Here is a 21,536-nt window from a genome sequence, read left to right as displayed (position 1 = left end):
TGGACTCCACCCTTCCCCCGCCCTCCCCGCCCTCCCGTAAGATCACCGTCCATTCGCCGTGACGAAACTGGAGCCGTGATGTCCTCGACGCCCGAAATCACCCCGGAGTTGGTCGCCGAGGCGGCGGAGAATCCCGGTGGCGTGGTCGCCGAGATCGACCCCGCCTTCGAGGGCGACCCCGACGGCTACATCCCCTCCGAGGCGGTGCGGGGCGTGTGGCGGGTCGACGATGAGGGCCGCCTCACCGGCGAGTTCGAGCCGAACCCGAACGCGGGCACCCCTGTCGACGACTTCTCCCGCCTGGTCTCCCCCGACAGCTGGATCGGCTGGCTGGGCGAGGATCCGGCGGCGACCGTCCGCACCTCCCTCTCCGAGATGCTCTCCGACCAGGTGCCCGACGCCGTCGTGGAGTGGCTGAAGGTCACCGACGAGCCGCGGCACCTGACGGGTGGGCGCCGCACCGACGACGGTGACCGCATGGTCTTGACCCGCGCGGCGATCGCCGTCCCCTTCGGGCTGGGCGTGCGCTCGCCCGACGGCGGTTTCCACGCCCTGTCGGGTGTCTTCACGATCGCGATGTCGGGCCTCGACGAGGCGGGGCCGCCGCGCAGCCAGCTGTGGCTGGACCTCGACGCCGGCGCCGACTGGGCCGAGGAACTCCTCGTCGAGCGCATCTACGAGGTCGACCGCCGAAGCTGAACCCGGCCGCCCGACAGCGCCGCGTCCGGTGGCCACCGCCGGTTACCGTGCCGGGCATGCCCTACCCCGTCGAAAGCGGCGGGCTGCTGGAGATGACCTCGATGCGTCTCGGTGCCCGCCACGGCCCGATCGGCTCCCTCTTCGTCTACCTCTGCTGCCTGCTCATGATCGGCGCCGGGCCGGCCCTGGTGGTGCTGGCCCTCAACGCCGGCGAGGGCGAGCGGCTGCCCGCGTGGATCGGCGCGATGGTCGTGCTCCTGATCATCTTGCCCTCGGGGCTGTGGTTCGGCGCGTCGACGGCGGTCGCGCGGCATCGCCAGCGGCGCCTCGACATCGCGGGGCTCCCGGCGGTCGCCGAGATCATCGCCGTCGAGGACAAGGACATCGACGGGGAGTCCGGCGTCAAGGTGACGCTTCGGTTGACCGGCCCCGGTTTCGAGCCCTTCGACGCCGTCGTCGGCTGCCGTCCCGAGGACGTCCTGGTCGTCGGCGGCCACCTGCACGCCCTCGTCGACCCCGACGCGCGGAAGTACTTCACCATCAGGCGCTGACGTGCCGCAGCACGTGCACGACCGGTTCGAGCTTGCCCATGAACTGGTAGAGCAGCCAGTGCAGGTTCGCCTCGACGTGTTCGTAGACGTCGAGACCGTGCTCGGCGACCACCGACTCGCGCTGCCGCCGCAACCTCGCCAGCCGCAGCAGCGACTCCGAGGCCGGCCGCGTGCGCTCCTCGGCCCACTCGCGCCATTCGGTGCCGATCGAGATCCGCCGGTCGACGGTCAGGCCCGCCGAGGCGTACGCCGCCAGGAGATCGCGCTCGTCGAGGTTGGCGCGGACGTTGCCGAGATGGCGGCGCAGCATCGCGTCCTCACCGGCTTCGAGCAGCCCGGTGACCACGTTGGTGTAGGCGATCACGCAACCTCCCGGCCGCAGCAGGCGGGCCAGCGCGCGGGTGAAGCCGGGCAGGTCGGCGACCTGCTCCAGCACGTCGCGGGCCCAGATCAGGTCGAAGTGGCCGTCGGGGTGCGGCAGCTCCTCGGCGACGCCGGCGAAGACCTCGATCCGTTCGCCCAGACCGGATCCGGCGACGGCCTCGCGCGCCATCGCGACGTGCCGCGCGACCGGGTCGGCGGCCACACCGGTGGCATCGTGGGCTTCGAGGAGGCGGATCAGGTGGTAGGCGTCGCGGCAGCCGGCGTCGAGGATCCGCGCGCCCGGAGACAGGTACCCGGCGGCCAGCTCGTGGAGCGAGTCGGGACCGGCGGGGTCGAGACCGCGATCGAGGCGCTCGTAGACGTCCCAGGTCACCGGGCTGTAGACGCGGGACATGCGCTCGACGTGGTCGGTCATGGCGCCCAGCCTGATCTCGGCGCGAGACCGCCGCAAGCCCTTATCCGCCGAGTTCGGCGACGCCCTCGGGTTCCGCGGTCGTCCCGCGCGCTCGCCCGGTGTCCCGCCGCGACGGCCGGCCCCGTCCCCGTCGGCTTCCGCCTCTTGCGGCGGAAAGCCGCCGTCCGTCCCCCGTTGCGCTGACATGCCGTCACGGCGGGTCGAAAGTGTGAGGGCGGTGGTCTCCCGCGCCCGTCCCCGGCGCCCGAACCGCCCGCGTCCGCATCTCCGCGACCGAAGGTGGCCTCAAGCGCGATGACACGCCTCCAGACGAACCCGGCACACGAAGCGATTCCCGACCACCCGCCGACCAAGGAGCCCTATCTCGGCCGAGACGTCATCTTCGACTACCTCCGCGCCGCCGGAATCGACCGCATGTTCGGCGTGCCCGGCACCAACGAGGTCCCGCTCATCGACGGCACCGCCGTGCCCGGCAGCGGCGTCGGCTACGTCCCCTGCCTGCACGAGAACATCGCCCTCGGCGCGGCCATGGGCCACGCCCGGGAGAGCGGGAGGCCCGGCGTCGTCGAACTGCACGTGACACCCGGGATCGGCCACGCGATCGGCAACCTCTTCAACGCCGCCGAGTCGGGCATCCCGCTGCTCGTGCTGTGCGGGCAGCAGCACAGCAACCTGCTCATCCAGGAGCCGCTGCTCGCCTCCGACCTCGTCCAGCTCGCCGGGCAGTACACCAAGTGGTCCTACGAGGTCCGCGGCCCCGACGAGCTCGCGCTGGCGATGCAGCGTGCCATCAAGGTCGCGCTGACCCCGCCCGCGGGACCGGTGTTCCTGTCCATCCCGTGGGAGTTCCTCATCCGCGAGGTCACCGTGCGCCCGACGGCAGCCGTCACACGCGTCGCCGCCGGATTCACCGGAGACCGCGACGAGGTCGGGCGCGCGGCGGCCGCCCTGGCCGGAGCCGAGCGACCGGTCATCGTCACCGGCGACGGAGTCGGCGCCGCCGACGCGTGGGACGAGATCGCCGCGCTCGCCGAACTGCTCGGCGCCCCGGTCTACAGCGAACAGCTCAGCAGCTACGCGAACTACCCCAAGGACCGCGACCATCCCTGGCTGCCCGACCTGCACTGGCAGGGCGAACTGCCCCCGACGCAGCAGGCGATGCGCGAAGTCCTGGGCGTCCATGACGTCGCCTTCTTCTGCGGCTTCAACGCACAGGCGCAGGTGGTCATCTTCGACTGGGACGAGGGGCCGCTGATCCCGTCGCAACTGCGGCAGGTCTACCTGCACAACGATCCCTGGGAGATCGGCAAGAACGGCTACGGCGAGGTCGCCCTGCTCGGCGACATCAAACGGACGCTGCCCCTGATCACCGAGGCCGCCAGAGCCCACCCCGACCACCGGCCGGCCGCGACGGCCGAGCGCCTCGAAGAACTGACACGGCTGTCGCAGCACCGAAACGTGGCCATCACCGAGCACGGCCGGGCGGTGCTCGAGGACGAGTCCACCGGTATCACCGGCGAACGGGTGGCGCTCGAACTCGCCCGCCTCCAGCCGGATCTCCCGGCACCGCTGACGCTGGCCAACGAGAGCATCTCCGAGTCGGGGATGTTCCAGCGGCACCTCGCCTTCGACTCCCCGTCCGCCTACTTCAGCACGCAGGGCGGCTCACTCGGGTTCTCGATGCCCGCGGCGATCGGCATCAAACTCGCCGCCGGCGACACCCGGACGGTCGTCAACGTGATCGGCGACGGCTCGGCCCTGTTCTACCCGAACGCGTGGTGGACCGCGGCGAAGTTCACCCTGCCGATCCTCTACATCGTCTTGAACAACAGGCGCTACCAGACGCTCATCAAGGGGCTGACCTTCATCGAGCAGAGCTACGGCTGGAAGAGCACCGGCGACGCCGGCTACCTGCGCATCGATCCGCCGCCCGAGCTCAGCTTCGTCACCCTGGCCGCGGGATACGGCGTGGACGGCGCCGCCGTCGAAGACGCGGGCGAACTCGCCGCCGTGCTCGCCGAAGGGCTGCGGGTGGTGACGGAGGAACGGCGGCCGTACGTGGTCGAAGTCGCCACCATCGTTCCCGACGCCCACGGTGCCGGCGCCGCGCGGCTCGACGGCGACCGCGCGCGCTCCAACGGCGTGCCGCCGCGCCTCGACGTGTACTTCGCGAACACCGGCGGGACCGAGGATCCGCTGGCACGTCTGGTCCATCCGATGTGGTGAGAGTGCGGTGCGCCTCGGACGGGCGACTCGGAGTGGGCCGCACCTCTTCGTGAACCGAGGCGGCGGACGTCCGGGGCCGGGTCCGCACCCGGCCCCGGTCCACGTCACCGCGCCGGGTCGGTGGCGTTCTCGGGGATGATCGCGCCGAGGCGTTCGGCGAGCCCCTCGCAAGCGCTCAACCGTCGAGGACGGCGACGCCTTCGACCTCGACCAGCGCCTCGGCGTCCCACAGCCGCGCGACGCCGATCCCGGCCATCGCCGGGTAGTCCGATCCGGCCAGTTCCCGCCACACGGCGCCGATCTCGCGCGACGCGGCCCGGTAGGCCTCGACGTCCACTATGTACACGCGCAGCTGCGCGAGCCGGTCGGGGGTGCCGCCGGCCGCCGCGAGGGCCGCCAGCAGGTTCGACAGCGCCTGCCGGAACTGCACGACGATCCCGCCGCCGACGATCGCGCCGGAGGCGTCCATGCCGGTCTGCCCGGCGAGGTAGACGTGCGTGCCGGAGGCGACCACGGCGTGCGTGAATCCCTTGGGAGCGGCCAGTTCCGGCGGGTTGACCCGTTCGACGCTCATCCCTGGACCGCCCCTCCGTCGATGTTGATGCCCTGTCCGGTGATCGCGGCGTTGCCGACGCAGAACATCACCGCGTCGGCGACCTCGTCGACGCTGATCAGCCGCCCGATCGGCTGCACGTTCTCCAGCCGCGCCCGCGCGTCGCCGGCGCTCATGCCGGTCTTGGCGACGATCGTCTCGACCGCGCCGTCGGTCATCGGAGTGTCCACATAGGCCGGACACACCGCGTTGACGGTGATGCCCTTGCCCGCCAGTTCGGCCGCCGCCGACCGCACCAGCCCCAGCACGCCGTGCTTGGCCGCCGTGTACGCCGCGATGTAGGGCTCCCCGCGCTTGGCCGCCATCGACGCGATCACCACGATCCGGCCGAACCCGACCGCCGCCATGTTCGGCACCGCCCGCCGGACGCAGCGAAACGGCGCGGTCAGGTTGAGGTCGAGCGACGCCTGCCAGTCGGCGTCGGTGACCCGCGCCAGCGGGGCCGAACCGGCCGAACCGGCGTTGGCGACCAGGATCTCCACCTGACCCGCCCAGCGCTCGGTGATCTGGAAGATCGTCTCGGCGGCCTGCGGGTCGGTGACGTCGAGGGGGATCGTCATCGTCGGGTTCGGGCACAGTTCGGCGACCTCGCGCAGCTGTTCCTCACTGCGGGCGACCAGGGCCACCCGGTGTCCCGCCCGCGACAGGCGCAGCGCGATCTCGCGGCCGATGCCGCGCCCCGCGCCGGTGACCACGGCGGTGCGCGAGTCGGGATGCGGGTCGCCGGGGCGGTAGGCGACGGTGGGGTCGGTGGGGGGCGGGTCGACTGGCATGCCGACAGCCTATTGAGTGCGGCAAGTCGAGGGCGATGTTCACGGCCATGTCGCGGTGACACCCGCGCCGGCCGCCTTCACCTCACCTCCGCCCGCGACCGAACCGAAGCCCTCGCATCACCCCCGTCATGACACCGCACCAACCGGCCCAGTCCCGTGCGCCGGGCACCGCCAGAACGAGCGAGAGGACGCCGCGTCCGTCCGCGTCGGGCACCGTCGCCGTCATGGTGGCCACAAGGCCCACGGCGTGCCGGTCCACGCCGATGCCCACGACCGCCGGGCCGCAGGGGAGGTCGACACGGCGCAGGTCCCGAGCACCGGCCTTCGAACCCATCACGTCGACGAGCTCGGTGAGGATGCCGGCGGAGGCCCGGTACGCCGTCGGCAGCGGATGCGCGGTCACGGTCAGCACCGCCGCAGCGCGGCCCCGGTCGTCCACCGCGGCACCGTGGAACAGCAGTGTCGCGCCGGGTGGTGCGGTCGGCTCCGGTGCGATGGGCCGAAACGCGGTCGGGATGCTCATCACCGTGTTCACGGCGTCTCCTTCATGACCGCGTCCAGAAGGGCGTCCCCGTACTCCACTTCGCCTTGGTCCCACGCGTTCGAGAACACGTACCCGAGGCGGCCGACGAAGCCCGCCGTGTCCACGTGGTCCTGCTGCTCGAAGGTCCGCGGTTGCCAGTAGTCGTCCCAGTGCGACTCGGTGTCCTCCCGCTGCCCCCAGGCGGCCCGCACCGTCGCCGGAGCCGCGATGAACTGGTCGGCGACCTCGTCGACGCCTCCGCCGAGGCCGAGTGACACGATGCCGAACCCGTCCCACAAGAGGTCGGTCCAGCTGACGTCGCCGCCGCCCACCTTCCCGAGCGTGTGCAGGGCCGCCGCGCCGATCGCGGTGACCGTGCCGACCTGGCCGGCGATCACGATGCCGGGCGTCAACGCCACCGCGGCGGGTACACCGCCCCCGGTGAGCGCGGCGCCGCCCGCCAAGCCGGCCAGGCTGAGCGCGGTGAGGCCCGCGAAGGTGCCGATGTCGCTGAGTACGTCGCCGAGGTTCGCCAGCGAGTCCGCGTTGCGGCTGAAAATGCTCCCCGTGCGGTCCCCGCCGGGGATGGGGGCGTCCTGAATGAGATCCGCGATCTCACCGGCCACCGGAGCGCTCGCGACCACGGCGCGCAGCGCCGCGGCCACCCCGTCGGCCAGTGCCTCATGCTGCACGGACAGGCGCCTCGCGGCGGCGACGGCCTTCTCGTAGGCACCCTGGGCGGCGACGGTCTTCGCACCGTCCACGGCCGACAGCGCGTCGGCGACGGCACGCTGCGCCTCGGCCGCGTCCCTTTCGTGGACGCGGGCGCGATTCTGCATCCCGCTCAGATCGGCGGCCCATCCGGACAGAGCCGCACGGGCACGGACCAGCGCGGACTCCACCAGCAGCAGCTTCGAACGGGCCGCCGCCATGGCACCGCGGAACGCGTCCCCCGCTTCGCCGTGCCAGCCGTCACTGGTCCCCGCGGCCGCCGCGCACCGTGCGGCCAAGCCGCCGGCATCGCCGGCCGCCGCCGACAGGACACCCGCCAGCGCCGCGACCTGCTCGCAGCGGCCCGGAGCCGGATCGAAGCCGAGCGCGGGGTACTCCTCGGGCCACCCGTACCGCAGGCCCAGGTTCTCCAACAGACCGGGCATCAGGCGACCGCCTCGGGGTCGAGCCGGGCCAGGAACGGCAGATCCGGCTCCCCGAGCGGATGGAGCCGCTCGGCGTTGAGTTCGTCGACGGCCTGGAACTCCCGCAGTGTCGTCGACAGGAGTCCCTTGATCTCCGTTGCCGCCTCGGCGACGGCCTCGAACACCTCACCGAAGTGGTCGACCAGATCCCCGGCGGCGCCGTCGAGGCCGGCGGACCCGAGGCTCCGCGGGACGCCCGACCGCAGCGCGGCACCGGCGGCCTCGGCCTCGCCGGCCACGTCGTCGAACACCGACCCCAGTGTCCCGAAGGTCGCGAGAACCACTCGTACGTCGTTCATGTGCGCACCACCGGCCACGAGGCCGGCTCCACCGGCGCAGCGGCCGGCCGCATGTGCGCACCGGGGACCTGCCCCCGCCGAACCCGGCACGCTTCCCCGTACTCACCCGATCGCATCGCCGCTCCTTGAGTCGCTCGGTCCATGAGTCGACAATGGACGCGATGATGATGAGCAACAGGGCGTTGAGCGGCCGGTCTTCAATTGTTCATCGCCCCGCCGAACCCAGGGGAGGAACATGACAAGGCCCGGCAGGCGGGAGTCCGAGATCGACCCCGAGGAAAGTCCCCTGCACAGGTTCGCCCATGAGCTTCGCGCCCTGCGCCGGCGAACCGGGGCCGGCAGCTACCAGGACCTCGGCCGCCACACCCGGCAGATCGGGTGCCCCTTCTCCGCCAGCACCCTCCGCAACGCGGCCTCCGGCGCGCTGCTGCCCACCGCGGCGGTCACGGCCGCGTTCGTCCGCGCCTGCATGCGCCACGCCCGGCACCACCGCACCGAACTCGCCGACCCGGCCGTCCTCGGCCTGGACACCGACGACCTCGTCGCCGACTGGGTGCGGCGCCGCGACGACCTCGCCGCGATCCTCGACCCGGCTCGACCTCCGGCTGACGCCGCGCCCTCGGACGCCCTGCCGGACCCGCCCGCGCGGCGCTTCTCCCGGCGTATGACCGCCCTGACGGCCGCGGTCACCGCTACCGCCGTCGCCGTCCTCACGGTGGTGATCATCACGGTGGTGCTCACCGGCGACGGCGACGACGCCGGGGCCGACGCGGACGGTCCCCCGGCCGCGGTCACATCCCTACCGCCCGAACTCGAGTCGGGGCACTGCCGTGGAGCGTTCGGGAAACAGTTCGCCGCCGTCAATCCCTGCGTCAAGGCGACGGACGGGGGCCTGGAGATCGTCGTGCACGTGACCTCGCTCGAAGCGGCCCCGGAGATCGCGATCCACCTCTGGCTCCACGACGCCACCACCGACACCCGCCTGACCGGGACCCTCCACCACTGCCAGGCCGCCTTCACCGCCCCGGACCAGGACAGCACCTGCGGACCGGTGACCCTTCGACCCGAACCGGGCCATCGGTACTTCGCGGCCGCCAGCGCCGAACCCGGAGTTCAGCCCTGGCCGACCCTGTGGCGAGACCCGGACACGACCGGCCTGACCAGCCCTGTCGTGACGTGGCCGGCGGACGGACCGCCTTAACCCGGAACACCCACGACCGCGTCCCCACCAGCCTGTTGAGTGGGAGCCGCGCGTGGGGCGGCACCGACAAGCGCGTCAGGGCGTCCGCGCCCAGAAGTCCAGGCGGTGTTCGGTCGCGTAGTCGGTGTACCCGACGCCTTGCGGCGCCAGCGACTGGACGTGCCCGGCGCCGAAACCGGGCCAGGCCGCGAGCCCGTCGCGGGCGGGGTCGCCGTTCTCGGCGAAGGCGCCCCAGTACCGGTTCATCACGTCGCCGAGTTCGCGCCGGGCCGTCGAAGGCGGCGGCCCGCCCGGGATGTCGAACTGGTACGGCAGCTCGCTGGAGTGCACGGCTCCGCCGGGGAATCCGGGGATCGGCAGGATCGGCGGCGCGTCACGGTCGGCGAACTCGTAGAACCAGGTCGCGGTGTGCGCGGCGAGCAGCCCGGCCAGTTCCCAGGCGGGCCGTGCCCATGCCCGGTCGGTGCTGATCCGCGACCACGCGAGGCTCGGTGTGGCGAAGCGGTCGAGCGGATAGTTCCCGGCGACCTCGCCGGCCGCGTCGCCGAACGCCTCGGCCAGCAGCCGCGGGTAGCTCTCGGCGGTGACGGGATTTCCGGTGAGGTCGGCGAAGAGCCCGACGAAGAACCGCGCCTCGTCGAGGGTGGTGCCCAGCAGGACGGGCACCCGGTGGAACCGGCCGGCGGCGATGGCCTCGGCGGGCGGTTCGGGCAGGACCGGGCCGCCGAACGCGGGCCGGATGAAGTCGACCGAGACCTCCAGCAGGTCCGCCACCGGAACCCGGCGCAGCTGTGCGAGGGCCGACTCGGTGTCGCTGCCGGGCGCGACCCATCCGCGTTCGGCCGCCGTTGCCGCGCCGAACTCGGCGAGCTCGGCGAGCGGGCGCCATCGCGGCGGGAGCGCCGGAACGCCGGGGATGAAGGCGTTCGCCGGGGTCGCGCCGCCGACCGCGAAGGGGCTTTGCATGATCGCGCGGTGGAACAGTCCGGCCGAGGCCGGCGAGACCAGGTGCGCGGCGACCATCGATGCCCCGTAAGAGCTTCCGGCGAGGGTCACGGTGGCCGGGTCGCCGCCGAAGCGCTCGATCTCGCGGCGGACCCAGCGCAGCGCGGCCTGCTGGTCGAGCAGTCCGAAGGTGCCGCCGTCGGCGAGGCCGGGGTGGCCGAAGCAGGCGAGCACGCCCAGCCGGAAGGTCGGTTCGACGACGATCAGGTCGGCGGTGAGGGCGAGTCGTCGCGCGTCGAAGGTGGAGGTGTCGCCGTTGGTCCCGCCGCCCCCGTGCAGCCACACCAGCACTGGACGACCGGCTCGCGAGGTCTCCGGAACGGTGACCTTCAGGGTCAGGCAGTCCTCGTCGAGGGAGGTGGCCTCGGCGAAGGACTGGGCCGACTGCGGTGCCCGGTTGCCCGGCACGGTCGCGTCTCGCACCCCGGCCCACGGCTCGACCGGTAGCGGTGCGCGCCAGCGCCGCTCGCCGGTGGGCGGGGCGGCGTAGGGGACGCCCTGGAAGGAGAGGCATCCGTCGGCCTGGAGCCCGCGGACGGTGCCGTCGCCGAGGTCGAGGGTCACGTGCTCGGTCATGGCCGGGGTCCTCCGGTCGCCTTCGGGGACCCGGATGCAGGGCCGTCGAGCGTCGATCGCAATATGATCATACCACCATGGTAACAATATGATCTTATTGTCAACGCGGGGGCGGTGAGGTGAACACCAAGCCCACCACCGGACGAAGGACGTCTCCCACGGGAAAGGCGTCCGGGCCGGACATCGCCGCCTGGTCGGCCACACCCTGCACGGTCGCCAGGATCATGCGCGACGCGAGCGGGGCGTCCACGCCGGCCGCGACCTCGCCGCGCTCGACGCCGTTGTCCACCATCGCGGTGACATAGCCGAGGAGCTCGGCACCCGAGCGCCGGGCGACCTGGGCGAGGCCGGTCTCGTGCGAGGCCTCGATCTGCAACCCCTGGCGGACGCGGTACTCGATCATCCGCTCCTCGTCGAGCGGCAGCAGCTCGGCGAGGCTGTCGAGCAGCACCTCGGCGGTGGGAGCGCCGGCGGCCTCGCCGTTGCGGACCCGGGCGCGGACCCGCTCGCTCATGCGCCCGACGGCGTCCTCGTAGGCGAAGCGGAGCAGCGCGTCGCGCCCGGCGAAGTAGTGCTGGATGAGCCCGATGGAGACCCCGGCCTCGGCCGCGACCCGAGAGAACGAGACGCCGCCGAGACCCTCGGCGGCGAGCAGGCGCTGGAACGCGCGCGCGATCAGGGCGCGACGCTGGTGATGATCGACGATCCGTGGCACGGTTTCACCATACAGTCATACCGTGTCGGCACCGTCAGTCCCACCAGAACCGCCACACTCGCTCCCCCAGCAGCCGCTCCGCCAGCATCTCCAGGATGTCCGCCCCCTGCCACACGGTGTCCGGGCAGAACGCGAACACCTCCGCCGCCAGCGGCAGCGCCTCCTCGACACTCTCCGGCGGTGCCGCCACGCTCACCCACAACTGCGCGAACCCGGCCCCCACGACCGTCGCGCCGAAGCGGCGGCCCCAGTCGGCCAGCACGGCGGCGAACAGCCCGAAGTCGTTGTCGTAGTTCATCGGCCCGCTCCACCCGGCGGTGACCAGCGCGTCGGCTCCGCTCGGCGCCGCGACCAGCCCGAGCCGGCGGTTCCCCTTGGCGAACATCTCGGCGGCGAGGTCGTCGGCGGCCTTCGCGGCGGCTTCCGGAGTGAAGGAGGCGCCTTCGGCCAGACCGGGCCAGTGCGGCCCGTAGGGCGCGGTGACGAAGCTGCCGTCGTCGACGGTCCCGGCATAGCGGCCCCACCACGACTCCAGCACCGTCGCCGCGTCGGAGTGGCGGGCGGCGCTCATCATCAACGGGTAGAGCTCGCCGGACTCCCAGGGACGGAACTCCTCGCCGCCGTGGGGCAGCTCTTCGAGCACCAGCGGGTACAGCCCGGTCCGGGGGTGCTCGGCGAGCAGCGAGCGCCACTGGTCCACCTCAGCGGCCCCGTCGGACAGCCACAGGACCGGCGGCCCGCCGTCCTCGGGGGTGACGAGTCTTCCGGGCGGCAGGCCCCGATGCAGGGCCACTACTTCGGCGAGGTCCACGCCGACAGGCTAGCCGCGCTCGGCAAAGTACTCCCAGCTCGCTTTCGCGGCGACCGTCTGCGGATGCCCGGTCCCCAGCACGTACTTCGCGTCGCCGACCAGCGCCTCGTACCCCGCTGCGGCCTCGGCGGCGGCGCCGGAGACGCCGCGCCAGTTCAGCAGGTCGTGGCGGGTGAGCAGGGTGTCGGGGTGGTCGGGTCCGAGGAGGCGTTCACGCAGTTCGAGCAGTGCCGTGAGGCTCCCGACGGCCGCGGCCGCGTGCCCTCCGCGACCGTGCCAGTTGGCGAGGTCGTGGCGGGTGGCGAGGGTGTCGGGGTGCCCGGAACCGAGGGTGCGGGAGCTGGCCTCGACCAGCGGCGCGAGCACGCGCACGGCCGCGTCGGGTCCCTGCGCCTCGCCGAGCCAGTGGGCAAGGTCGTCGCCGACGTGCAGGGTCTCGGTGTGGTCGGGCCCGAAGACCCGCACGCACTGCTCGAAGAGCACGGTGAAGTTCTCGGCGGCCTCGGCGGCATCGCCCGACCTGCCCTGCCAGGTCGCCAGCTGCGCCCAGGCGTCGAGGGTGTCGGGGTGATCGGCGCCGAGGGTCCGCAGGCGGTCGCTGAGCAGCAGCGCGAAGCCCTCGATGGCCGCGTCGTGGTCGCCGGCGTGCCCGCTCCAGTGGGCGTGGCGGTGGCGGCTGACGAGCGTGCGCGGATGGTCGGGGCCGAGGTGGCGCAGCGCCAGCCGGGCCATCTGTCCGAAGTGGACCGTCGCGGCGGCGGCGAGTCCGGCCGCGCCGAGGCTGTCGCCGAGGCGCAGCAGGAGCAGGTGGCAGTCGGGCGTCCAGAGCATCTCGCCGGCCCGGTCGCGCAGGCCGGTGGCGTTGTCGCGCAGTGACCTGGTGAGGGCGTCGTCGGCGTCCTTCTGCGGCCACGCCGTGGCCAGCGCCTCGGCCACGACATGCGTGACGAGCCAGTGCGCGTCCGCAGGGATCCGTCCGAAGGCGGCGGCCTGCGTCGGCGAGGCGATCTGCACGAACTCCGCGTCGCGGGTCACCAGACCCAGGCGGTGCAGCTGGTCGAGGGCGGCGGTGACGTCCTGTGTGGACACCGGACGGCCGGCGAAGCGGCCGAGATGGTGCAGTATCACCGGCTGGGAGCACACCACGACGGGAACGCCCCGCCCGTCGAGATAGGAGAGCAGGTCGCGCAGCATGCGCGCGATCGAGTCGGGGACGAGGTCGTCGGCGAGTTCGGCGCACAGTTCGCTGGTCCCGGCCACGGAGGTCTCGACGGTGTTGAGGCGTTTGCGGTAGTCGGCGCAGGTGATGCGCTGGTCGCGGATGTAGGCGGCCGACTGGGCGAGCGCGAGCGGCAGGTGGTCGAGGTCCTCGGCCAGTTCGGCGGCCTCGTCGAGCAGTTCGGGCTCGTTGAGGAGGCTGGTGGCGATGAACTCGTAGGCCTCGACGGGCCGGAAGCCGCCGAGCGTGATGGCGATGGGCGTCTCGGGGAGGCCGAGGTCCTTCGTCGTGGTGACGATGACGCGGCCGTTGGGGTTGCCCGTGGGCCAGAGCCGCTCGATGACCGAGGTCTCGGCGAGGTCGTCGAAGACGACGATCCAGCGTTTGTGGGTGTCGCGGGCCCAGGTGAGGAAGTGGGCGGCGCGGGCGTCGGCGCCGGGGAGGGCGGCGCTGCCGCGGTCGACGAGTTCGGCGGCCTCGCTGAAGGCCGACAGGACGGCCTCCCTTGAGGCGGCGGCGATCCAGATGATGAGGTCGACGTCCTCGGCCTGCCAGAGGGTGCGCAGGTAGTGGGCGACGAGCTGGGTCTTGCCGACGCCGCTGGGACCGGTGACGAGGTGGACGGGGCCGGTCGTGGCGGTCTCGCGGTGCCGGTTTCGGGGTTCGTCGAGGGGCTTGGCGGCCTCTCGTGGTTGGTAACAACGGGCTTCGGCAGGCAGGACGCCGATTCTGGCGGGCCACGGGATGGGCGAGCGCCAGGCGTGGGGGTGTCGTGCCGCGTCGTGGGGGTCGAACCACTGTCCGTTGTGAAACTGTGCGCCCGGTACTCGTTTCAATGCCAGCGCCCCCAATGGTTGTGGGACTTCGCTGATGAGTCCACAGTCGACACCTTTACCGCCCTAATGCTCAAGGATGCCGCACTTGTCCGGGCGATGCCACCCTCTTCAGGCGTCTGGATTACGTGACAGGGGGGCCAGAACGGGGTACCCCGGACGAACCCGTGGTAAACGCACCGGCTTTGAAGTAGTCGCGTCATTGCTTTGGGTGAGTACGGGTGCGGGGCACCCGTACTCCCTCAGCGCAGCCTGAATCGCTGCACCTTACCGGTCGAGGTGCGGGGCAGCGCCTCCAGGAACTCCACTTCGCGCGGGCGCTTGTAGACCGCGATCCGGTCCCGGCAGTGCCCGATGAGGTCCTCGGCGCCCGCCGCCGCGCCGGGGCGCATGACGATGAAGGCCTTGACCGTCATGGTGCGCTCGGGGTCGGGTACGCCCACCACGGCGCACTCGACGACGTCGGGGTGCGACAGCAGCGCCCACTCGACCTCGGCGCCGGAGATGTTGTACCCGGCGGAGATGATCATGTCGTCGCTGCGGGAGTGGTACCAGAAGTAGCCGTCGGAGTCGCGGGAGTAGATGTCGCCGGTGAGGTTCCAGCCGTCGCGCACGTAGTCGGTCTGGCGCGGGTCGGCGAGGTAGCGGCAGCCGGTCGGCCCGCGGACGGCCAGGCGGCCCAGTTCGCCGTCGGGCAGGGGTTTTCCGTCCTCGTCGACGATCCGCGCGGTGAAGCCGGGGACGGGCCTGCCGGTTGAGCCGGGGCGGATGTCGCCGTCGGCGGCCGAGATGAAGATGTGCAGCATCTCGGTGGCGCCGATCCCGTCGATGAGCCGCACGCCGGTCGCCTCGGCCCAGTCGCGCCAGGTCGGCTCCGGCAGGGGTTCGCCCGCCGAGACGCAGCGCCGCAGGTGCGGCAGCTCGATCGCGCCCTGGTTGAGCATCGCGCGGTAGGCGGTCGGCGCGGTCGCCATGACGGTGACCTCGTGCTCGGCGAGCGCGGGCAGCAGGAGGTCCGGGGTTCCCTTCTCCAGCAGCAGGGTGGAGGCGCCGGAGTGCATCGGGAAGACGACCTCCATGCCGAGGCCGAAGGTGAAGCCGAGCGGCGGGGAACCGGCGAAGACGTCCCGCGGCCGGGGCCGAAGAATGTGCCGGGAGAAGGTGTCGGCGTTGGCCAGGACATCGCGGTGGAAGTGCATGGTCGCCTTCGGACGGCCGGTGGTGCCGCTGGTGAAGGCGAGGAGCGCGACGTCGTCGGCGGCGGTGTCCACATTGGAGAACTCGGGCGACCGGGTGCTCGCGCGGTCGCGGATCTCCTCGAAGGTGTGCACCGGCGAGACGTCGGCCGACAGCAGGTCGGCGGCGAAGCGGTCGTCGACCAGGGACAGGTCGACTCTCGCGATGTCGCCGATGGCGCGAAGTTCGGTCTCCTTGAGCAGCGGCATGGTCGTCACCGCGATCGCGCCGGCCTTGAGGACGGCGAACCAGCAGGCGACCAGGTAGGCGTTGTTGGGGGCGCGCAGCAGGACGCGGTTGCCGGGGACGATGCCGAGGTCGGCGGTCAGCACGTTCGCGACGCGGTTGGCGTGCCCCAGGAGCTCGCCGTAGGTCCAGTTCTCGCGCGGGCTCCACACGCACGGGCGGTCCGGGCCGTGGCGCGCGATGGTCGCGTCCAGGAGGGCGGCGGCGCAGTTGAGGCGTTCGGGATAGTCGAGTTCGGGCAGGTCGTAGGGCATGTGCGGCCATTGGTCGACGGGCGGGAGATTGTCCCGCGCGAACGTGTCGACGTGTGCCGATGGCGTCATTGACATGGCAACCCTCCACTGGGTCCTCAGTGGTGCGGTGTCTCGTAGGGAGCAGTATGGCGGTTTTTCGGCTCCCCGGCGCTCACGCTGGGCGGGAACCGTGTCACCGGGTTCGCGCTCGGCGGTGGCGCACGCCCACCCGCGATGACGCGCGACGGCGGGCCCGAATGCCGCTAATGTGTGCGAGATGGCGACCCCTCGCTCTCTGATCGTCACGGTCTACGGCCTTTACGCGCGCGAGTCGGGCGGCGCGCTGCCGGTCGCCGGGCTGATCCGCCTGATGGCCGCGCTCGGCGTGGACGAGCCGGCCGTGCGCTCGGCGGTGTCGCGGCTGAAAAGACGCGGTGTGGTCGCCTCGGCGCGGGTCGGCGAGTCTGCCGGTTACGCGCTGACCGAGTGGGGCCGGGCGATGCTCGAAGAGGGCGACGAGCGCATCTTCGGCCGGCTGGACAGCACCGTCGAGGACGGCTGGGTGCTGTGCGTGTTCTCGGTACCGGAGTCGCAGCGCACCAAGCGGCACACGTTGCGCGCGAAGCTGACCTGGCTCGGTTTCGGCGTCGCGACCTCCGGGGTGTGGATCGCCCCCGCGCACGTCGCCGACGCGGCCGCGGCGACCCTCAAGCGCCACGACCTCGACTCCTACGTCTCGCTCTTCCACGCCGGGCACCTCGGGACGGCGCCGCTGTCGGAGGAGGTCGCCAGGTGGTGGGATCTCAAGGCGCTGCACCGGATGTACCTCGACTGGATCACCGTGCACGGCATGCTCCCCGACCCCGGCGACACCGGGCCCGCCGACGCCTTCGCGCACTGGGTGCGGGCCGTCAACGACTGGCGCCGCCTGCCCTACCTCGACCCCGGCCTGCCGATCTCGCTGCTCCCGCCGGACTGGCCGGCGACGAGGGCGACGACGATCTTCGACGAGCTGCGCCGCCGGCTCGAAGGACCGGCGGCGCGATACGTCGAACGGATGCTGGACTGAGGGCTCACTCCGCCGCCGGCCGCTCACAGGCCGCCGCGAACACCTGCTCGTAGGCCGTGACGCAGGCCTGGTGAGCGTCGTGCATGGCGTTCCCGTGCTCCTCCGAGGCCGCGTCGTCGAGCCCGGCGACCTGCGCCTCGATCGCGCCGTCCACCTCGTCGGGGTGCGGCGAGGTGTACCCGGCGGCGGCCTCCTCCCGGGCGATCTCGACGACCGCGTCGGGGCCAGGGCGACTACCAACCCACCGTCAATCCGGCGACCCGCAGCGACCGCACGTGCGCGGTGATCCTCCGCGACGGCCGGCAGGCGAGGTGGGTGGCGGCGGTGCCCAGCTCGCGCGGCGAGCGACCGCACAGCGCGGCCAGCTCCCGGACTGCATCGGCTTCGGCGCGGACCCTGCGCTCGGCGAGCATCGCGGCGAGCAGGGCCAGCGCGACCGCCTCGTCCACTTCGGATGGTTCGTAGGGCGCCTCCAGCACGCGCAGGAAGCGCCCCAGCGGCTCGACCGGCGGGCGTCGCCCGGCGCGACCGCCGAGGTCGGCGAAGAGCTGCCCGTCGGGGAACTTCGTGCGGACCCGGCCCGCCCACCGCACCGCCAGTGCGGTCTTGCCTACCCCGGCCGGCCCTTCGAGGGACCACCACCTGGGTATGGCTGGCCGGACGGGGCTGCGTGGGTGTTGAGGCGGCGAAGGAGATCCTCCCGGCCGGTGATTCCCGCCGCCGCACGTCAGGACGACGAACAGACCTTGAACCACCCGTGACGCCGCCGGTCTCCCGGCGGCGTCAAGGCCTCACAACCTCGGGTCGACTCCCTCGGCCTCAAGGGCGAGGATGCCGAAGACGAGCTCGTGCACCCGCCACAGCGGCTCCCCGGCCGCGAGGCGGTCGAGGGCCTCCATGCCCAGCGCGTTCTCCCGGATCGCCAGCCCGCGCTTGCGTCCGAGGTGGCGGTTGCGCAGGCGCTCCAGGTGCTCGGGCCGGGTGTAGTCGGGGCCGTAGATGATCCGCAGGTACTCCCGGCCGCGGCACTTCACGCCCGGCTGGGCGATCCGGCGGCCGTTGCGCACGAGTCCGTCCCAGGGTTTGACGACCATGCCCTCGCCGCCGGCGGCGGTCAGTTCGAGCCACCAGTCGGTCGCGGCCTCGACCTGCTCGTCGTCGTCGAGCGAGACCACGACCCGCCGGGTGGGGGTGAACAGGGCGGGGTCGGCGGCGACGAGCGCGTCGGCGGCGGCCAGGTGCCAGCCGTGGTCGCGCGTGTGGTGCGCGGCGCCCTCGCTGGCGAGGACGACGAAGGGCGCCAGCGTGACCTCGCCGCCGACGTAGGCGCGGTAGGCCTCGCGGTAGGCGAAGGCGTTGTCGTGGCGCTCGCGCAGGCCGGCGAGCAGTTCGTCGGCGCCCTCGACCCGCGCGGCGATGCCCGCGACGACGTCGACGGCGGCGGGGAGCGCGGCCGTCGCGGCGGCGCCGACGGCCGCGTACTGCCCCTGGATGAGGCCCATCGCCTTGGCCGACCACGGCAGCAGCTCGCAGTCGAGCAGCAGCCAGTCCGACTTCAGCTCCTCGAAGAGCCCGCCGGCGGCGGCCGCGACCCGTGTCAGCAGCGCCTCGGTCTCGGCGGGCGCGAAGAACGAGCGGCCGGTCCGGGTGTAGATCGCGCCCTTCGACGGCTCGTCGCGGTGGACGTAGACGACCGCGCGCGAGCCCATGTGCTTCTCCTCGCACACGACCTTGCCGACACCGTCGGCGCGGTAGTCGGCGAAGGCCTCGCTCGGGTACTCCAGGTAGCCCTCGCGCGTCGAGGTCGAGCACGGCGCCATCGTCGGCGGCAGCCACGGCACCTTCGCGGGGTCGAGCGCGAAGCGGCTCATGACCTCCAGGGCGGCGGCGTTCTGCTCGGCGGGGATGGTGATGCGTCCGTAGGCCGTCTCGACCGTGCGCCGGCCGGTCACGTCGGACAGGGTGAGCATGCCCGCGGGAGAGTTTTCCACAGGGTTGTCCACAGGGTTGTCCACAGGGAAGGGCTTGACCGGCTCGTAGTGCACGGCGGTCGCCGGAACCGAGACCAGCTCGCGTTCGGGATAGCGCAGCGCGGTGAGCCGGCCGCCGAAGACGACGCCGGTGTCGACGCAGATCGTGTTGTTCACCCACTCCGGGACGGGCGTGGGGGTGTGCCCGTAGACGACCGTCGCCGGCCCCCGGTACTCGCGCGCCCACGGGTAGCGCACCGGCAGCCCGAACTCGTCGGTCTCGCCGGTGGTCTCCCCGTAGAGGCAGAAGGCCCGCACCCGCGCCGAGGAGCGGCCCTGAAGCTTCTCCTTGATCCCGGCGTGTGCGACGACCAGCCGCCCACCGTCCAGCCGCACGTGGCTGACCAGGCCGTCGATGAAGCGCAGCACCTCCGCGCGGAACTCGGGCGTCTCGGCGTCGAGCTGTTCGAGGGTCTCGGCCAGGCCGTGGGCGACCTTGACGTTGCGTCCGCGCATTTTGCGCGCCAGCTTGTCCTCGTGGTTTCCGGGCACGCACAAGGCCGTCCCGGCCGCGACCATGCCCATCGCCAGGCGCAGCACTCCCGGCGAGTCGGGCCCGCGGTCGACGAGGTCCCCGACGAAGACCGCCGTGCGGCCCTCGGGGTGCGCGGCGCCCACGGCCCGGCCGGCCTCGTCGAAGGACAGCTCGTAGCCCAGCTCGGTCAGCAGGGAGCGCAGCTCCCCGGCGCAGCCGTGCACGTCGCCGACGATGTCGAAGGGCCCGGTCAGCCCGGTCTTGTCCGTCCACAGTGGTTCGAGCACGACCCGGGCGGACTCGATCTCCTCGGCGGTGCGCAGCACGAAGATCCGCCGGAAGCCCTCCTTGGCCAGGAAGCGCAGGCTGCGCTTGAGGTCGCGGCGCTGGCGCTTGATGACGGGCCGGCCGAAGTCGCGGTCGGGCCGCGCCTCGGTCCGCTCCCAGCACACGTCCTCGTCGACGTCGAGCACGATCGCGACAGGCAGGACGTGGTGCTCCTTGGCGAGCTTGAGGATCGAGGCGCGCGCGTGGACCTGGACGTTGGTGGCGTCGACGACGGTGAGCCGCCCGGCCGCAAGGCGCTTGCCCGCGACGTAGCCGAGCGCGTCGAAGGCGTCGGCGCTGGCCGACTGGTCGTTCTCGTCACCGGCGACCAGCAGCCGGAAGTGGTCGCTGGACAGCACCGCGCCGGGCCCGAAGTGGCGGGCGGCGAAGGTGCTCTTGCCCGATCCGGACACTCCGACGAGCGCCACCAGGGCGAACTCGGGGATGGTGATCTCGCCGGTCATGCCGTCCCTCCCTTGCTGAAGACCGCCATCTGCGTCGGCGCTCCCACTTCACTGTCGTCGTCGCCGACGCCGGTGATCTCCACGTCGTATCCGTACCGGCGGGCCTGCTCGCCGCACCACGCGGCGAACTCGGCCCGGTTCCACTCGAAGCGGTGGTCGTGGTGCCGCATGGCGCCTTCGGCCATGCCCTCGAAGCGCACGTTGTACTCGGCGTTCGGCGTGGTCATGACCACCGTGGACGGTGCGGCGTGCCCGAAGACCGCGTAGGCCATCGCCGGCAGCCTCGGCGGGTCGATGTGCTCGACGACCTCCATCAGCACCGCCGCGTCGAAGCCCTTGAGCCGGTCGTCGGCGTAGGTCAGCGCCGTCTGCACCAGCGAGATCCGCTGGCGTTCCAGGTCGCCGCGACGGTCCAGCCGCAGCCGCCGCTCGGCGATCTCCAGCGCGCGCGTCGAGACGTCGGCGCCCAGGATCCGCCGGAAACCGTGCTCGGCGAACAGGTCCACCAGCAGCGCGCCGCCGCCGCAACCGAGGTCGGCGACCTCGGCGGCGCCCTTCTCCTTGAGCACCCCGACGATCGCCTCGCGGCGCAGCGCGGCCAGCGGCACCTTCCGGGCCTCCTCGACCGGCAGCTCGGCCTCCTCGTCGACGGCCGTGACCGCCTCGTCCACAAGGGACTCGATGTCCTCGGCGAGCCGCGCCCGCGCCTCGTGCACCAGCGTCGCCTTGCGCTTGAGGTAGCGGCGGGTGATCAGGTCTCGGGCCGGGTGCGCCGGCAGCCAGCCCTCGCCGGCCCGCACGAGCTTGTCGACCTCCTCGCCGGAGATCCAGTAGTGCTTGGCGTCGTCGAGCACCGGCAGCAGCACGTAGAGGTGGTTGAGGGCCGCCGACACGGTCAGCTCACCGCTCAGCCGCAAGGAGACGTAGGGCGAGTCACCCCACTCGGGCCGGTCCGGGTCCAGCGGGATCCGCCTCGCCTCGACCGTCCAGCCGAGCGGGCCGAACAGGCGCTCGCAGAGCTCGGCGGTCCCCCGCGTCACCGGGACGGCGACCTCCAGCGGGATCGCGGTCCCGGCCAGCTCGGGACGGTCCTTGGAGCGCCCGGCGAGGGCGCTGCGGAAGACCTTGCCGAGCGCCACCGACAGCAGGCTCGACGCCGCGTAGGGGCGCTCGTTGACGTAGCGGCCGAGGGTGAAGTCGTCGACGGTGTGGCGCCCGCGCGTCAGCGCGATCGGGTCGACGTCGAGCACCAGCGCGGCGGTGCAGCGCTCCTCACCGGCCTCCGGGTAGCCCACGTAGGCAGGACCCGCGGAGGTCTCGAAACGCTGGAGACGGCCGGGATGCTTCACCAGCAGGTAGCCGAGGTCGGTGGCCGGACGGTGGGTGGTCGAGATCGTGAGCAGCACCGGCACATCGT

At 72.4% G+C, this 21,536-nt stretch carries 20 protein-coding genes; 5 read left to right on the top strand and 15 right to left on the bottom strand.

The window, feature by feature from the left end; all coding sequences use genetic code 11:
* Positions 1–78 precede the first annotated feature (78 nt).
* Both AB0I28_RS06010 and AB0I28_RS06005 read left to right on the top strand, forming a co-directional pair.
* Entirely contained in the window at positions 79–699 is a 621-nt protein-coding gene (locus tag AB0I28_RS06010; RefSeq protein WP_357489963.1) for a hypothetical protein, read from the top strand.
* Between the two features lie 56 nt (positions 700–755).
* Positions 756–1,250 (top strand): hypothetical protein, encoded by a 495-nt coding sequence (locus AB0I28_RS06005; protein ID WP_357489961.1) that lies wholly within the window; start codon positions 756–758, stop codon positions 1,248–1,250.
* On the opposite strand, the gene AB0I28_RS06000 is transcribed toward AB0I28_RS06005, so the two are convergent.
* Entirely contained in the window at positions 1,240–2,049 is an 810-nt protein-coding gene (locus tag AB0I28_RS06000) for a class I SAM-dependent methyltransferase (protein WP_357489959.1), read from the bottom strand. The genes AB0I28_RS06005 and AB0I28_RS06000 overlap by 11 nt on opposite strands.
* A gap of 294 nt (positions 2,050–2,343) precedes the next feature.
* On the opposite strand from AB0I28_RS06000, the gene AB0I28_RS05995 reads away from it, so the two are divergent.
* Positions 2,344–4,275: a thiamine pyrophosphate-binding protein gene (locus AB0I28_RS05995; protein WP_357489957.1), complete on the top strand. Its 1,932-nt coding sequence runs from the start codon at positions 2,344–2,346 to the stop codon at positions 4,273–4,275.
* 175 nt (positions 4,276–4,450) lie between these two features.
* Here the strand turns inward: AB0I28_RS05995 and AB0I28_RS05990 are convergent, their stop codons facing one another.
* The 5 genes from AB0I28_RS05990 to AB0I28_RS05970 form a co-directional block, all read right to left on the bottom strand.
* Complete coding sequence (locus AB0I28_RS05990; RefSeq protein ID WP_357489955.1) at positions 4,451–4,849, bottom strand: RidA family protein; 399 nt, start codon at positions 4,847–4,849, stop codon at positions 4,451–4,453.
* The gene (locus AB0I28_RS05985; RefSeq protein WP_357489953.1) at positions 4,846–5,661 is read right to left on the bottom strand and encodes an SDR family oxidoreductase; all 816 of its coding nucleotides are present in this window, start codon (positions 5,659–5,661) and stop codon (positions 4,846–4,848) included. The genes AB0I28_RS05990 and AB0I28_RS05985 overlap by 4 nt, the downstream gene beginning before the upstream one ends.
* Positions 5,662–5,743: 82 nt before the next feature.
* Positions 5,744–6,196: a hypothetical protein gene (locus tag AB0I28_RS05980; RefSeq protein ID WP_357489951.1), complete on the bottom strand. Its 453-nt coding sequence runs from the start codon at positions 6,194–6,196 to the stop codon at positions 5,744–5,746.
* Positions 6,193–7,341, bottom strand: coding sequence for a hypothetical protein (locus AB0I28_RS05975; protein ID WP_357489949.1), 1,149 nt, complete (start codon positions 7,339–7,341; stop codon positions 6,193–6,195). The genes AB0I28_RS05980 and AB0I28_RS05975 overlap by 4 nt, the downstream gene beginning before the upstream one ends.
* Positions 7,341–7,679 (bottom strand): hypothetical protein, encoded by a 339-nt coding sequence (locus AB0I28_RS05970; protein ID WP_357489947.1) that lies wholly within the window; start codon positions 7,677–7,679, stop codon positions 7,341–7,343. The genes AB0I28_RS05975 and AB0I28_RS05970 overlap by 1 nt, the downstream gene beginning before the upstream one ends.
* A 235-nt stretch (positions 7,680–7,914) precedes the next feature.
* Between AB0I28_RS05970 and AB0I28_RS05965 the strand changes: the two genes are divergently transcribed.
* On the top strand, positions 7,915–8,880 hold the full coding sequence (locus AB0I28_RS05965; protein ID WP_357489945.1) for a hypothetical protein: 966 nt from the start codon (positions 7,915–7,917) through the stop codon (positions 8,878–8,880).
* 75 nt (positions 8,881–8,955) lie between these two features.
* Here AB0I28_RS05965 and AB0I28_RS05960 read toward each other — a convergent pair whose 3' ends face one another.
* From AB0I28_RS05960 to AB0I28_RS05940, 5 genes are all read right to left on the bottom strand, one after another.
* Positions 8,956–10,461, bottom strand: a complete 1,506-nt coding sequence (locus AB0I28_RS05960) for a carboxylesterase family protein (protein WP_357489943.1) — start codon at positions 10,459–10,461, stop codon at positions 8,956–8,958.
* Between the two features lie 100 nt (positions 10,462–10,561).
* Positions 10,562–11,176, bottom strand: a complete 615-nt coding sequence (locus AB0I28_RS05955) for a TetR family transcriptional regulator C-terminal domain-containing protein (RefSeq protein ID WP_357489941.1) — start codon at positions 11,174–11,176, stop codon at positions 10,562–10,564.
* Between the two features lie 34 nt (positions 11,177–11,210).
* Positions 11,211–11,987 carry a DUF4253 domain-containing protein gene (locus tag AB0I28_RS05950; protein ID WP_357489939.1) on the bottom strand — a complete coding sequence of 259 codons (777 nt, stop codon included), beginning with the start codon at positions 11,985–11,987 and terminating at the stop codon, positions 11,211–11,213.
* A 9-nt stretch (positions 11,988–11,996) separates the two neighbouring features.
* A complete protein-coding gene (locus AB0I28_RS05945) occupies positions 11,997–14,042 on the bottom strand; it encodes a tetratricopeptide repeat protein (RefSeq protein ID WP_357489937.1) in 2,046 nt (681 codons plus the stop codon).
* Between the two features lie 239 nt (positions 14,043–14,281).
* Positions 14,282–15,850: an AMP-binding protein gene (locus AB0I28_RS05940; RefSeq protein ID WP_357489935.1), complete on the bottom strand. Its 1,569-nt coding sequence runs from the start codon at positions 15,848–15,850 to the stop codon at positions 14,282–14,284.
* A gap of 181 nt (positions 15,851–16,031) precedes the next feature.
* On the opposite strand from AB0I28_RS05940, the gene AB0I28_RS05935 reads away from it, so the two are divergent.
* Positions 16,032–16,823 (top strand): PaaX family transcriptional regulator C-terminal domain-containing protein, encoded by a 792-nt coding sequence (locus AB0I28_RS05935; protein ID WP_357489933.1) that lies wholly within the window; start codon positions 16,032–16,034, stop codon positions 16,821–16,823.
* A 4-nt stretch (positions 16,824–16,827) separates the two neighbouring features.
* On the opposite strand, the gene AB0I28_RS05930 is transcribed toward AB0I28_RS05935, so the two are convergent.
* The 4 genes from AB0I28_RS05930 to AB0I28_RS05915 all read right to left on the bottom strand — a co-directional run bounded on the left by AB0I28_RS05930 (position 16,828) and on the right by AB0I28_RS05915 (position 21,525).
* Positions 16,828–16,977 (bottom strand): hypothetical protein, encoded by a 150-nt coding sequence (locus AB0I28_RS05930; RefSeq protein ID WP_357489932.1) that lies wholly within the window; start codon positions 16,975–16,977, stop codon positions 16,828–16,830.
* Between the two features lie 79 nt (positions 16,978–17,056).
* Positions 17,057–17,416, bottom strand: coding sequence for a hypothetical protein (locus tag AB0I28_RS05925; protein ID WP_357489930.1), 360 nt, complete (start codon positions 17,414–17,416; stop codon positions 17,057–17,059).
* Positions 17,417–17,614: 198 nt separating this feature from the next.
* Positions 17,615–20,119, bottom strand: coding sequence for a polynucleotide kinase-phosphatase (locus tag AB0I28_RS05920; protein WP_357489928.1), 2,505 nt, complete (start codon positions 20,117–20,119; stop codon positions 17,615–17,617).
* On the bottom strand, positions 20,116–21,525 hold the full coding sequence (locus tag AB0I28_RS05915; protein ID WP_357489926.1) for a 3' terminal RNA ribose 2'-O-methyltransferase Hen1: 1,410 nt from the start codon (positions 21,523–21,525) through the stop codon (positions 20,116–20,118). The genes AB0I28_RS05920 and AB0I28_RS05915 overlap by 4 nt, the downstream gene beginning before the upstream one ends.
* Between the last annotated feature and the right edge of the window lie 11 nt (positions 21,526–21,536).

The sequence above is a fragment of the Phytomonospora sp. NPDC050363 genome (assembly GCF_040655735.1).
In the GTDB taxonomy this organism is placed as follows: Bacteria; Actinomycetota; Actinomycetes; order Mycobacteriales; family Micromonosporaceae; genus Phytomonospora.
The sequence above is the reverse complement of the archived record's forward strand: the minus strand, read 5'-3'. Positions and strand labels throughout refer to the sequence as shown.

Coding starts and splice junctions, on each gene's coding strand:
- AB0I28_RS06005 (WP_357489961.1), top strand. CDS start 756: ATGCCCTACCCCGTCGAAAGCGGCGGGCTGCTGGAGATGACCTCGATG.
- AB0I28_RS05970 (WP_357489947.1), bottom strand. CDS start 7,679: ATGAACGACGTACGAGTGGTTCTCGCGACCTTCGGGACACTGGGGTCG.
- AB0I28_RS06010 (WP_357489963.1), top strand. CDS start 79: ATGTCCTCGACGCCCGAAATCACCCCGGAGTTGGTCGCCGAGGCGGCG.
- AB0I28_RS05975 (WP_357489949.1), bottom strand. CDS start 7,341: ATGCCCGGTCTGTTGGAGAACCTGGGCCTGCGGTACGGGTGGCCCGAG.
- AB0I28_RS05985 (WP_357489953.1), bottom strand. CDS start 5,661: ATGCCAGTCGACCCGCCCCCCACCGACCCCACCGTCGCCTACCGCCCC.
- AB0I28_RS05940 (WP_357489935.1), bottom strand. CDS start 15,850: ATGTCAATGACGCCATCGGCACACGTCGACACGTTCGCGCGGGACAAT.
- AB0I28_RS05920 (WP_357489928.1), bottom strand. CDS start 20,119: ATGACCGGCGAGATCACCATCCCCGAGTTCGCCCTGGTGGCGCTCGTC.
- AB0I28_RS05960 (WP_357489943.1), bottom strand. CDS start 10,461: ATGACCGAGCACGTGACCCTCGACCTCGGCGACGGCACCGTCCGCGGG.
- AB0I28_RS06000 (WP_357489959.1), bottom strand. CDS start 2,049: ATGACCGACCACGTCGAGCGCATGTCCCGCGTCTACAGCCCGGTGACC.
- AB0I28_RS05990 (WP_357489955.1), bottom strand. CDS start 4,849: ATGAGCGTCGAACGGGTCAACCCGCCGGAACTGGCCGCTCCCAAGGGA.
- AB0I28_RS05965 (WP_357489945.1), top strand. CDS start 7,915: ATGACAAGGCCCGGCAGGCGGGAGTCCGAGATCGACCCCGAGGAAAGT.
- AB0I28_RS05995 (WP_357489957.1), top strand. CDS start 2,344: ATGACACGCCTCCAGACGAACCCGGCACACGAAGCGATTCCCGACCAC.
- AB0I28_RS05935 (WP_357489933.1), top strand. CDS start 16,032: ATGGCGACCCCTCGCTCTCTGATCGTCACGGTCTACGGCCTTTACGCG.